Genomic DNA, 12987 nt, shown 5'->3' with positions numbered 1-12987 from the left:
TTACTATTTGTATTTAAGCTTCATTATTATTAGCATAACTGCTGAAACTCCTGTAACTGTGTTTGCTAAAATTATAGGTAAACTATTTAAGTAAATACCATAAATTAACCAGCAAATAATTCCTGTTAGAAAAATAGTATACATGGTTAGTGATAATCCTTCTGTAGATTTTGTTTTCCATGTTTTATATACCTGAGGTAAAAAAGAAGCCGTAGTTAAAAATGCTGCTAAATACCCTAAAATCTCATGAAATGGCATAATAATATTTCAATTTTAATCGCCAAAGATAGCGCTATAAATTTTACCAACCATCTTATTTCCGACAGGAAAATACAAACCAAAAAACATGGTCATTCCTAAGCTGAAATTTCTGATATTAAAAAGTTTATCTAAAATATTATCAGGATATGCATAAGAAGTTTGTAACGCATAACCTAAAAACTCCAATACACCCATTGCTATTAATCCGTAAGCATATTGCATATGAAATGGTAAACCGCGTAAAAGCAACGATATCGGAATCATATAAAAGATATAACACGTGATCACTTGCCACCAATAGGTGAATCTTGCAATTTCAACAGCTGCACCAAAATTATTCATTATGGTTCCCCATATAAAGTATACAATTGCATAGGTTAAAACTAGTTTTTTATCTACTGAAAATTGCAATTTTGCGTAAGCGATAAATTCTTTCATGAGTTTAGATTTAAGATTGAAACTGCGCCATAATTACCGTGATGGGTAAGTGATATATTAACTCCTAAAGTTTGATTATTGACTTTAACTTCTGGAATACCTAATGCTGTTTTTTCTATCTGAATAATTTCAGGATTCAGATTATATTTTTCTGCAATTCTATTTTTTAATTGACTGTAAACTGTTGCTCGTTGTATACTAATATCATTTCCTTTTAAAGGGAAACAAAAAGTATCGACTCTTGATAAATTACTTACACCAGAAATTGCAGTGGTGTAGATATAATTTTTATCTATGATTGTTTTTGTAAGATACTTTTCATCATTTATGATTACCGATCCTTTAGAGGAATCAGTAACAGTGCACACGAGTTTTTTAGGAGCAAAGAAGCGTTCTTTATATTTTCGAACATAGATTTTATAGACACTCTCTTTCATACTCCACAATTGCCAAACTGTAGTAAAACTACATTTACTTTTCAGTATTTGTTCTTGTTCTTCAGCTATAAAAATCTTATCTAAAAAACCGTCACGTCGCCAATTACTTTGCTTTCGTGTAAAGTTGATATCTACAATATCATTCCCTATCATTACGAAGCTAATTTGTCTTTAATAATTGCTATTGCATTTTTTACATTTAGCATTTGCTCCATAGCATCGTTATCTATTTCGATATCAAATTCATCTTCTACATCTAAAACTACATCCACTAAATTAGCAGAATTGATTTTTAAATCATTAATAAAATCAGTTTCTTCCGTTAAATTATCAAAAGCTGCTTGGTCTTGAATATAAGGTTTAACGATTTCTTTTAATTTAGGTATTAGTTCTTCGTTTGTCATATACTTATTCGTTGTATTTTTTAAATATTACGCATCCGTTTACGTCGCCAAAACCAAAACTTGCTTTGGCTATAATATTAATTTTTGTCTCTATTTTTTCTTTCGGAATTTGTGCTTGATCTATTTCAGCTAAAATATCTGGATGAATATCTTCACAATTTATCGATGGAAATATAAAATCGTGGTGTAACTGAAGAACAGTAGAAACACTTTCGATACTTCCAGCAGCAGCTAAACAATGACCAATCATTGATTTTAATGAATTGATATAAGGAAAATTTGTTCCTTTTCTTCCTAATGCTTCTGACCAATTTTGAATTTCAAAAGCATCCTTTGATGTAGCCGTTAAATGTCCATTAATCACATCAATTTCATCCACAGTAATTCCAGAATTTCGAATTGCGTCTGTAATACATCGTTGTACAGCTATTCCATTAGGTGCAGTCATTGTTCCTCCATTTCTTTGCCCGCCAGAATTCACAGCTCCACCTAAAACTTCTCCATAAATAGTTGCTCCTCTTTCTAACGCACTTTCTAAAGATTCTAACACCAAAGCTCCGGCTCCAGCTCCTGGAACAAAACCAGATGCTGTTGCACTCATTGGTCGAGATCCTTCTTCTGGATTCTCATTGTGTTTATATGTCATTACACGCATGGCATCGAAACCACCCCAAACATAAGGTCCGCCATCACTACAACTACCAACTAACATTCGATTTGCTTTGCCTGAAGCAATTCTATCGTAACCCATTAATATCGCTTCCGTTCCGGTTGTACAAGCAGAAGAATTTGTAGTTACTTGATTTCCTAAACCGAGTTTACCTCCTAAGTATGCGCTAATTCCACTAGCCATCGTTTGTATAACTGCTGTGCTACCCAAACGTTTTACTTTATGAGCATCAACTTTATAAATAGCTTCACGAAATTTTTCAACTCCAGAAGTTCCAGTTCCAAAAACAATTCCTGCATCAAAGTCTAAATCACTCTCTTTATCAACTGTAAAACCAGCATCTTTCCAAGCATCTATTCCTGCAATACAACCGTATAAAATTCCAGAGCTATTAAAACCTCTCAATTCTAAAGCCGATAAATAATCTAGTTTTTTCTCTTCGGTAATTACTGGAAGTCCGCCAATACAACACGAAAAATTCAAATCTTTTAAATTTTGATGAAATGTAATACCAGAAACGCCATTTTTAATCGCATCTGTAAACGACTGTATATCGACTCCATTGGGAGCAACAACACCTAAACCTGTTATTACAACTCTTTTATTCAACTGATTATTTTTTATTCGTTAACATTCCGGCGATTTCACCTCTACACGCTAGTTCGCCTTTAGCATTCAGCATTTTTACATGACATTTCAATTTATTGAATCTGAAATATTGTTTTTCAGAAATAACTGTTACTTTCTCTTCCGGAAATACAGGAAGAAAAAAATCGATAGCATGAGATGTCAACGCTATTGCTGGTTTTTCTTCTAACACACTTTCTTTTCCTAAAAGATAAATACCGAGACAAACTACTCCAATTTGCGCCATTACTTCGGTTAATATTACTCCCGGTGTTACTGGATTATCTTTAAAATGTCCTTGATAATAAAATTCTTCTTTTTGAAATATATATTGACCAGTTACTCCTTCTTCAGAAATATTGATGATTTCATCAACAAATAAAAAAGGTTTTTCATAAGGTAATACTGTTATGATTTGTTCACTTGTCATGTTACACTATATGTTCTCCACCGTCAACAGGAATAATACTTCCATTAATCCATTTGGCTTCATCTTTACTTAATAAATATACCACATTTGCCACATCTTCTGGCGTGGTTAATCGTTTAAAAGGATTCGTTTTTAATACATGGTTTTTTATGGTTTCACTTCCTGGAATTCGTTGAAATGAATTTGTATCGGTAACACCTGCTTGAATACAATTCGCTTTAATTCCATAAGGAGCAAACTCTAAAGCAATGTTTCGAGTAATTGCTTCTAAAGTTACTTTAGCCGCAGAAACAGCTGCATAATTTTGCCAAACCTTCTGATTTCCTTCACTAGTAAAACTTATAATTCTCGTATCATCGGCAAATAACTCTGATGTAAATAATGCTTTTACCCAATCGTATAAACTAATCGCCATGGCATTGATAGTTAGACTAAAATCATCGTTTTTTAATTGTGGTGATTCATCTTTAGCAACCATAGGTTTTAAATTTCCTTTGGCAATACTGTGTACAAATATTCGAATTTTTCCTGTTGCCCCTAAATTCTCTTTTAATTCTGAAATAACATGTGCTCTTTTCTCAGTATGCAATGCATCTACATTAAAAGCTAATAATTGAACATTTTCATTACGAATAATTTCAAAATCATTTTCAATGCGTGACATATCAGATTTTCTATCTCGATGTAAAATACAGATATTCAAACCGTGTTTTGCTAGTTTTTTAGCAGTTGCTAAACCCAATCCGCTAGAACCACCTAAAATAACAGCCCACTCATTTTTATGTGCAAATTCTCTTACCATTCTAATAAAATTCGTTGCGCTGAAAATCCGGGTCCGAAACTCAACATTAATCCTTTATCTCCTTTTGGTAAATCTCTATCCATAAATCGTTCTAAAACATATAAAACAGTAGCACTGGACATGTTTCCATATAATTTTAAAACCTCTTTCGTATCGTCTATATTCTTTCCTAATTTTCCAAAAAGATCTTCTACAGTTTGTACGATTTTTTTTCCTCCAGGATGAAAAACTAAATGATCTATATCTGATATACTTAGTTTATTCTTTTCTAAAAAAGGATGAATAATCTTCGGAAAATGATTTGAAATGGTCTCTGGAACAGATTTATCTAACACCATTTGTAATCCGGTATTTTTTAAATTGAAGCCCATCATATGTGTTGCATCATAAAAATGATACATTGCTTCATCTAAGATTTGCGGACCAACTTCATCTTCGTAAGACGATAAAACAACTGCTGATGCTCCATCTCCAAAAATGGCCGCACTTACAATATTTACCATCGAATAATCTTCTAACTGAAACGTAGCCGTTGGCGATTCTACAGCGATTACTGCAGCTCTTTTATTTGGGTTTGCTTTTAAAAAGTTTTTCGCATAAATAATTCCTGAAACTCCAGCTGCACACCCCATTTCTGTCACGGGCAAACGAACAATATCTTGTTTCATTTCTAAACTATTAATTAGATAGGCATCTAAAGACGGAATCATAATTCCTGTACAACTTACTGTGATAATATAATCAACTTCATTTGCGGCAAGATTTGCTTTCGCCAAAGCTTTTACTAAAGCTTGTTCTGCTAACTTTGTACATTCTCTGGTGTAGATTTCATTTTTCTCTTCAAAAGAAGTGTTTAAAAAAACATCTTCTGCATCCATAATTGAATAACGTCGATCTACACCTGCATTTTCAAAAATTTTAATTGCCTTTCTTTGAAAACGCTCTTCTTGATCAGACAACCATACTTTTAAATACGGTAAAATTTCTTTTGTGTCTCTTGTGTATTTTGGAAGTTGCTTTGCAACTGATGTAATTCGTACGCTCATAAATATTTAATGATGCTTTATTAACCATTGGTAACGGAATGCCCATTTCCAAGTAATTGTGCTTTTACCAGATAAGTTCTTAGCAAAACTCTCTAGTTCCTTTCTTTTAAATCCTCTTAAAATAGATACCAAACCATCGTTCTTCACCATTTTATTTTTAATAAATAACGTAATGATTTTGAATAAATAATAGGCCAATTTATGCCGATGTAAATCATTTATTACTAAACCTAACTTGGTTCGATCTTGAATTATGGGTAATAAATTTGCTATTTCTTTATCTGAAAAATGATGCAGGAAAAGTGTAAATAGTGAAATATCATAAGACAGCTTTTTAAATTCATCAGTCAGGATATCTTGTTTCAAATACCGAATCTCTGGATATTCTTTTGATAATTCAATCGCATAATCTATTGTAGTTTGATTTGCATCTACTCCTATCAAATCAAATTTATGGCCTTGTTTTCTTCCTAATTTGGCAATTGCTCTTAACATATCTCCATTACCACAACCTAAATCGATTATAGAAATCACTTTCTCTTTTGGTTGATCTTTACAGAGTTTTTTTACGCCATTTAAGGTTAACATATTACCTCCTAGTACACGATTAATTTTAGCAATGATGTCTAGTGTTTTAATTAAGGTTTCACCAGACATATCGAAATCATCCATGATTTCTTCTTCTTTGCTTCTATATTTGGTGTTGATCATTGTATTGGTTTGAGGTATTTCCCATGTGTTTTTTTAATAATGATGGGTAAAATCCATGGAAATAGTCGTAAGCCTAAGGTAATCATTTCCGAAAAGAAATCCATATTAAACAAAGCAGCAAGTTTTCTTCCCATTCGTAAACGTTTATCAAAAGCCTTATTCCATTCTCGAGTATACATTTCTTCTAACTGTTTTCTCGTTGAAATCTCTTTACTGAAATATTGTATGATAGTTTCTGAAGCTATTTGTGCAGAATGAATTGCCATAGCCATTCCATTTCCGCAAAGCGGATGAATCATTCCTGCTGTATCGCCACACATAAGCATATGATTTTCTACAGGTTGTTTTTCAGCAAAAGAAATCTGACTTATGGTTAACGGATTTGAGAACATTAATTTAGAGTTCCCTATAATTTTTTGTAGTTGTTTATTTTGTAAAAGGACTTTATTTTGAAATTCATCAATGTCAGCATATTTTTTAAAAGCATCGTAACTTGTGATATAACAAATATTAATATGATCGTTTTCTACTTTAGAAACTCCACAATATCCTCCTTTAAAATTGTATAATGAAACTTTATCCTCTGGAAATTCCCCCTCGTAATGTGCTTTTACTGCCAGAAAAGGTGATTTCTGCTGAATAAAAGAACGTTTTAAATTAATATCAATATTAGAACGCTTTCCATACGCTCCAATAACAATATCTGCTGTAAAAGTTTTGTTGTTTTTTGTAGTTATGCTGAAAATTTTGTTTTTAAAATCAATTTGATTCACATAATCGTGAATAATTTCAACTCCATTTTCCGTAGCGAGCTTTGCTAATTCATAATCTAATGTATATCTACTAATTCCAAAGCCACCTAATGGTAATTTTGTTTTTATAGTCGTATTATTCGAAGTCGATAACGTAAAATCAGTAATTTCTTTAGCTTGAAACTCAAACGGATTAAAACCTAAGGATTTTAAATAAGGTAAAACCTCGTTCGATATATATTCTCCGCAAACTTTATGCTTTGGATATGTATTTTTTTCAATAACTGTTACGGATATTCCTTTCTTAGAAAGATGGATGGAACTTACTAAACCTGCCAAACCTCCACCAATAATAACTACCTTATTTTTTACCAAGATAATTTACTTTTGCTATTACTTTCTTAGATAAAATAATATTACTCTTTCCAACTTTATAATCTAGTCTATTAATTTCGAAATCAGCATTAATGCTTAATTTATTTCCATCTTGTGATAAAATGATTGGGATAGTAATTGATTTTGTAGTTCCTTTAATTGTGAGGTCACCTATTAAATTATACGAATTAGTATCTATCATTTCAATTTTTGTAGATTTTAAAATGATATTAGGAAATTTTGCTACATTAAAATACTTCTCTTTTTTTAGACTTTTATCTCGCGACTTGTTATTTGTATCTACCGAAGATACGGCTATAGTGGTATTGATATAACTATTTGTTAAATCATTTTTATTGAAGCTTACATCGAAATTTACATCAGAAAATTGGCAATCGACATAGGAACCAAAGTTTTTAATCTTAAATGTTATTTTGGTAGCTAATTTGTCTTGAATAAATTTTTGAGCAGTAGTATTCCAAGTTAAAAAACTTAGAAAAACAAACATAATTAACCTTTTCATCTTGAAATAAATTCATTTGATTAAACTACTTTCAAGATAAGAAAAATTACAATTTATTTAAACTTACAAACGTCTTAATAAGTAAATTTTAAGATTATATAAACTTAAATGAGTATTGAATTAATTTACTTAACCGCCAAAAAATTCACATTAGTAATTACCTTTCTAGATAATAGAAAACTACTTTTTCCTACTTTATAATCTAATCTATCAATGGTAAAACCTGATTTAATACTAATCTTATTTCCGTTTTCAGAAACGATTAAAGGTAAAGTTACTGACTTTGTAATTCCTTTAATATTTAAATCAGCTTTAAGATTATATAAATTAATAGCTACTTTTTCAATCTCTGTTGATTTTAAAGTAATTGTTGGGTGGTTTTTAACATCAAAGTAATCTTTTGATAAAATTTCATCTCGATATGAATTATTAGTATCGAATGAATTTACATCTATTGTAGCATTTAAAAAGCTAGATTCTAAATCTTTTTGATCGAAATTACCATCAATGTCTACTTTTGTAAATAAGGCATCTACATAAGAACCGAAGTATTTAATTTTAAATACAACAGTAGTTTTTGATACGTCTTGAATTAACTTTTGTGAGTGAATTTGAAAGGCACTCAAGAAAACGAGCATTAGGGGAATTAATTTTTTCATCTTGTAAACCTTTTAAATTAAGCTCGTTAACAAATAACAAAAGCTTAAATAATTAGCTTATAAGTTAGTAAATTCTTAACAAAAAAGCAACTTAAAAGAGATTAAAATCAAAAAACAAGAAAACTAATAAATATTAAGCAATACTATAACTTGCTTATTACACTAATTAATTCCTCTTTTTCAACACCTCTATACAAGATTCTCATATCTTTATTAATAAGTATTAAAGTAGGATATTCTGTAATTTTTAAATTTCTAATAATCCCCTTTCTTTTATTTGTAAAATGATTACTCCAAGTAATGTTATTATTATTCACAAATTCTTTAACTCTATCTTTATTTTTATCGTAGGCTACTCCCACAATATTCATTTTATCTTTATAATCTTCTTGAATTTTGACTAAATCAGGAATACTTTTCACACAAGGTTTACACCAAGTTCCCCAAAAGTAAATAAGTAAGTATTCTTTATCTAAAAAACTAGAAAGTTTTAAATCTTGATCTTCAAGATCGACATATTTAAAATCTTTTATTTTCGTTCTAATTCTATGACTAAAAAAAGGATCAGCAGAGTCTATTTTTTTAAATTTAATCTTTGATAAATCATTATTTATACTATCAAAAACAAATAAATCATCATTAAGATTAATGGTATCTTTAATATTGTAACTAAAGTTTGTGTTGTAAGGATAATTAGTATAACTGAAACTTAAAGAATCATTTTTTATTAGAACACTAGAATACAAACTGTTGAACCCTTGGACAGCAACATCAAATTTTTGACTTTTATACTTAAACGTACCTCTCCAATAATCTCTTAATGAAATTGTTATCCTAGATTTTTGAGCTAACGAACTATTTGATGAAATATAATTTGTGTTTTTAAGTGAAGGAAAAATCTTTATTTTTTTTCGAAAAGTGGTTTTATTCTCCTCATTATATGTTGAATATGAAAAATCGTAAAAAGGTAATTCTTGAATTATCTCTTGCGTATTTGATAAATTTTCAAAGTTCTTGGGAAATGAGTAATAAAACTTATAATTGTTCTCCTTATTTGTTTTAATGTAAATATCTTGAGTCTTTCCACTAAAATCTGACAATACTAAAAGTTGAGTTTGTTCTACTTTTTTTCCTTCAAAAATTGTATCAACTTTTTTATCAAATAATTTTTCTTTGCTTATAAAATTGTCATTGTATAAATCGAAATAAAAGTTTTTATAATCAGAATTGAAAGTTGTGATTACAATAGAATCGTTATTTGAAAAATTAAAATCTTTTAATTGTTTTTTATAATATTCAGGATAGTATTCTGCATATGTTTCAGCATACAAATCTTCAAAAATGGGATTGAATTTTAACGAATCATTAATCGCAGATTTCAATTCAACAGTAATTTCATTTTTGTCAACTTTGCAACTTAAAAGAAGTAAGCAACTAATAACGGTTAATAAAAAGTTTTTTTTCAATTGTTTATTTAAATTAAAAACACCATCATTTTGAATAAATGATGGTGCTAAATATTACTATCTTGCTACTCTACACATTTTTGTATCATCACCATCACACTTCCCTGTAAAACACTCTTGTCCATATCCACAATCACTATCGCTGGTACAAGCATCACTACAAAAACCACCACCTTCTGAGTCTATTGATGTTATAGCAGTTACTCTACCTCCTTTAATTTCTCTTTGTTCATAAGCATTTAACAAAGTTGAACCTTGCATTTTTAAAATTTTTTCTAACATTTTTAAAGTTTTTAAATTATTAATTAATCTCACTTTTTATAGATATTGAGATACATACATCTGTAGCCTTACTGCATTTAAAATACAGGATACATTGAAATATTATAGAAACTCACAGCAATAGTGATGTTAATTCTTTATCATATGATCCAAATATATTAAATAAACTCAGAATTGACTCAGATTTACTTATCCATAATTTAAAAACTTATATTTTATCCTACGATATTGATAATCTTTCCAGGTACAATAATCACCTTTTTAGGTGTACGACCTTGTAATTGTTCTTGTGTTTTTTCGTGAGCCATTACTGTTTTTTCAATATCTTCTTTCGACATATCTAATGGTAAATTAAGCTTGAAACGCATTTTTCCATTAAAAGAAATTGGATATTCTTTTTCAGACTCTACTAAGTGTTTTCCATCAAACTGAGGGAAAGCTGCAAAAGCAATCGAGTTTTCATTCCCTAATTTACTCCATAATTCTTCTGCGATATGTGGCGCATAAGGAGAAACTAAGATTAATAACTCTTCTAGAATTGCTTTGTTATTACATTTTTGAGCAGTGAACTCATTCACCGCAATCATGAATGTAGAAACCGAAGTATTGAAAGAGAAATTCTCAATATCTTCTTCTACTTTCTTAATTGTTTTATGTAATGTTTTTAAGTTGTCTTTAGTTGGTTCACCTTCTGAAACTTCAAAGTTTTCTCCGTTATGGAATAACTTCCAAAGTCTCTTTAAGAAAGAATACACTCCAGAAATACCAGAGGTTTTCCAAGGTTTGAATTGCTCTAAAGGTCCTAAGAACATCTCAAATAAACGTAAACTATCTGCTCCGTATTCCTCACAAATATCATCAGGATTTACAACGTTAAACCAACGTTTAGACATTTTTTCAACTTCACGACCTACAATGTATTTTCCGTCTTCTAACTCAAATTCAGCATCTGCATATTGTGGTTGCCAATTCTTTAATCCTTCTAAATCTAACTCATCTGAAGAATTAATTAATTTTACATCTACACGTAATTCCTGTAATTCATCGGCTTTATAGTTGTCTTTAAGACCTAAAGAAACGTATTTGTTTGTTCCTGCAACTCTGTATACGATAGCAGAAGTTCCTAAAATCATTCCTTGGTTGATTAACTTCTTCGCAAACTCATCCACAGGAACTAAACCTAAATCGAATAAAAACTTTTGCCAAAAACGTGCATATAATAAATGTCCTGTTGCATGTTCAGAACCACCGATATATAAATCAACTTCTTTCCAATATTCAACCGCTTCTTTGCTCACAAAATCACCATCATTTGTAGCATCCATATAACGATTAAAATACCAAGAACTTCCCGCCCAACCTGGCATCGTATTTAGTTCTAATGGAAATACAGTTTCATTATCTACTTTATCGTTTGAAACAACAGCATTTGTAGTTATGTCCCAAGCCCAAACATCAGCATTTCCTAATGGCGGTTTACCATCTTCTGTTGGTAAATACTTTTCAACTTCTGGTAAAACTACAGGTAAATGTTGCTTTTCAATCATTTGAGGCATTCCGTCTTTGTAATATACTGGGAATGGTTCTCCCCAATAACGTTGACGACTAAATACTGCATCACGTAAACGATAGTTTATTTTTCCGAAACCAAATCCACGTTGTTCCATTTCATAGATTACAGTTTTCATCGCTTTCTTGTATGGTAAACCATTTAAGAAATCAGAATTCGCAATAACAGATTTTTCTTTATCAGCAAAAGCTTCTTCAGAAATATCTACACCTTCAAAAATATTTGGAATCTCTAAATCGAAATGCTTTGCAAAATCGTAATCACGTTGGTCACCACAAGGAACTGCCATTACAGCACCAGTTCCGTAGCTTGCTAATACATAATCACCAATCCAAATTGGTACTTGTTTTCCAGAAAATGGATGAATTGCATATGCTCCTGTAAAAACTCCAGAAATTGTTTTTACATCAGCCATACGATCTCTTTCTGAGCGTTTTGCCGTAGCTTCAACATAAGTTTCTACTGCTTCACGTTGTGCATCAGTAGTAATTTTTGCTACTAATTCATGTTCTGGAGCTAATGTCATAAAACTTACTCCGTAAATCGTATCAGGACGCGTTGTAAACACATCGATATTAGCATTGTGTCCATCAACTTTAAAAGAAACCATTGCTCCTTGCGAACGACCAATCCAGTTGGTTTGAATATCTTTTAATGGTTGTGGCCAATCGATTCCATTTAATCCGTCTAATAAACGTTGTGCATAGGCAGAAATTCGCATCGACCATTGTGTCATTTTTTTACGAACAACAGGATGACCTCCACGTTCTGAAACTCCGTTTACAATTTCATCATTTGCTAAAACTGTTCCTAAAGCTGGACACCAGTTTACTTCAGTATCAGATAAAAATGTTAAACGATATTGTAATAAAATTTCTTGTTGTTTTGTTGAAGAAAAACCGTTCCACTCATCAGCAGTGAACGTAATGATATCTTCATCACAAACTGCATTTACAGTTGTATTTCCTTCAGCTTCAAACTTTTCAATTAATGTACTTACATCTTCTGCTTTATCTGAATCTTTATTATACCAAGAATTGAACAATTGGATAAAAATCCACTGTGTCCATTTATAATATTCTGGGTTTGATGTACGAACTTCACGAGACCAATCGAATGAAAATCCGATTTTATCTAACTGTCCGCGATAGGTTTTAATATTTGTTTCTGTAGTAATTGCAGGATGCTGACCTGTTTGAATTGCATACTGTTCTGCTGGTAACCCGAAAGAATCGTAACCTTGTGGGTGCAATACATTAAATCCTTTATGACGTTTGTAACGCGCATAAATATCACTTGCGATATATCCCAATGGGTGTCCAACATGTAATCCTGCTCCAGATGGATAAGGAAACATATCTAACACATAATATTTTGGCTTATCGGAAGTGTTACTCGCTTTAAAAGTTTGGTTTTTTGCCCAAAACTCTTGCCACTTTTTTTCGATTTCTTGGTGATTGTATTGCATTCTTTAATTTTATTCCTGTCATTAAAAAAACGACGTAATTTAAGCTGCAAATTTACGGTAATTTCA

At 30.8% G+C, this 12987-nt stretch carries 15 protein-coding genes; all 15 read right to left on the bottom strand.

What is annotated here, in order from left to right; genetic code table 11:
• Positions 1-3 precede the first annotated feature (3 nt).
• A complete protein-coding gene (locus Q1A46_RS08820) occupies positions 4-258 on the bottom strand; it encodes a SemiSWEET family sugar transporter (RefSeq protein ID WP_095068950.1) in 255 nt (84 codons plus the stop codon).
• A gap of 15 nt (positions 259-273) precedes the next feature.
• Positions 274-699 (bottom strand): hypothetical protein, encoded by a 426-nt coding sequence (locus Q1A46_RS08815; protein ID WP_299676841.1) that lies wholly within the window; start codon positions 697-699, stop codon positions 274-276.
• Positions 696-1289, bottom strand: a complete 594-nt coding sequence (locus tag Q1A46_RS08810) for a 4'-phosphopantetheinyl transferase superfamily protein (protein WP_299676838.1) — start codon at positions 1287-1289, stop codon at positions 696-698. Before Q1A46_RS08810 ends, Q1A46_RS08815 begins: the two co-directional genes overlap by 4 nt.
• Positions 1289-1540: an acyl carrier protein gene (locus tag Q1A46_RS08805; RefSeq protein ID WP_095068947.1), complete on the bottom strand. Its 252-nt coding sequence runs from the start codon at positions 1538-1540 to the stop codon at positions 1289-1291. The genes Q1A46_RS08810 and Q1A46_RS08805 overlap by 1 nt, the downstream gene beginning before the upstream one ends.
• A gap of 4 nt (positions 1541-1544) precedes the next feature.
• Complete coding sequence (locus Q1A46_RS08800; protein ID WP_299676828.1) at positions 1545-2819, bottom strand: beta-ketoacyl synthase; 1275 nt, start codon at positions 2817-2819, stop codon at positions 1545-1547.
• Between the two features lie 4 nt (positions 2820-2823).
• Positions 2824-3267, bottom strand: coding sequence for a 3-hydroxyacyl-ACP dehydratase FabZ family protein (locus tag Q1A46_RS08795; protein ID WP_299676825.1), 444 nt, complete (start codon positions 3265-3267; stop codon positions 2824-2826).
• A gap of 1 nt (position 3268) precedes the next feature.
• Positions 3269-4069: an SDR family oxidoreductase gene (locus tag Q1A46_RS08790; protein WP_299676822.1), complete on the bottom strand. Its 801-nt coding sequence runs from the start codon at positions 4067-4069 to the stop codon at positions 3269-3271.
• Positions 4063-5115 carry a type III polyketide synthase gene (locus Q1A46_RS08785; protein ID WP_299676819.1) on the bottom strand — a complete coding sequence of 351 codons (1053 nt, stop codon included), beginning with the start codon at positions 5113-5115 and terminating at the stop codon, positions 4063-4065. The genes Q1A46_RS08790 and Q1A46_RS08785 overlap by 7 nt, the downstream gene beginning before the upstream one ends.
• Positions 5116-5121: 6 nt before the next feature.
• Positions 5122-5826 (bottom strand): methyltransferase domain-containing protein, encoded by a 705-nt coding sequence (locus tag Q1A46_RS08780; RefSeq protein WP_299676816.1) that lies wholly within the window; start codon positions 5824-5826, stop codon positions 5122-5124.
• Positions 5823-6953, bottom strand: a complete 1131-nt coding sequence (locus Q1A46_RS08775; protein ID WP_299676813.1) for an NAD(P)/FAD-dependent oxidoreductase — start codon at positions 6951-6953, stop codon at positions 5823-5825. The genes Q1A46_RS08780 and Q1A46_RS08775 overlap by 4 nt, the downstream gene beginning before the upstream one ends.
• Positions 6940-7476 carry a YceI family protein gene (locus tag Q1A46_RS08770; protein WP_299676810.1) on the bottom strand — a complete coding sequence of 179 codons (537 nt, stop codon included), beginning with the start codon at positions 7474-7476 and terminating at the stop codon, positions 6940-6942. The genes Q1A46_RS08775 and Q1A46_RS08770 overlap by 14 nt, the downstream gene beginning before the upstream one ends.
• Before the next feature lie 125 nt (positions 7477-7601).
• Positions 7602-8135, bottom strand: a complete 534-nt coding sequence (locus Q1A46_RS08765) for a YceI family protein (protein WP_299676807.1) — start codon at positions 8133-8135, stop codon at positions 7602-7604.
• Positions 8136-8278: 143 nt separating this feature from the next.
• Positions 8279-9601 carry a TlpA disulfide reductase family protein gene (locus tag Q1A46_RS08760; RefSeq protein ID WP_299676804.1) on the bottom strand — a complete coding sequence of 441 codons (1323 nt, stop codon included), beginning with the start codon at positions 9599-9601 and terminating at the stop codon, positions 8279-8281.
• A 57-nt stretch (positions 9602-9658) separates the two neighbouring features.
• Entirely contained in the window at positions 9659-9883 is a 225-nt protein-coding gene (locus Q1A46_RS08755) for a hypothetical protein (protein WP_299676801.1), read from the bottom strand.
• 215 nt (positions 9884-10098) lie between these two features.
• Complete coding sequence (leuS, locus tag Q1A46_RS08750) at positions 10099-12921, bottom strand: leucine--tRNA ligase (protein ID WP_299676798.1); 2823 nt, start codon at positions 12919-12921, stop codon at positions 10099-10101.
• Positions 12922-12987: the final 66 nt, after the last annotated feature.

It is taken from the genome of uncultured Tenacibaculum sp. (assembly GCF_947502995.1).
Classification (GTDB): domain Bacteria; phylum Bacteroidota; class Bacteroidia; order Flavobacteriales; family Flavobacteriaceae; genus Polaribacter.
This window is presented reverse-complemented; position numbering and strand designations above follow the sequence as displayed.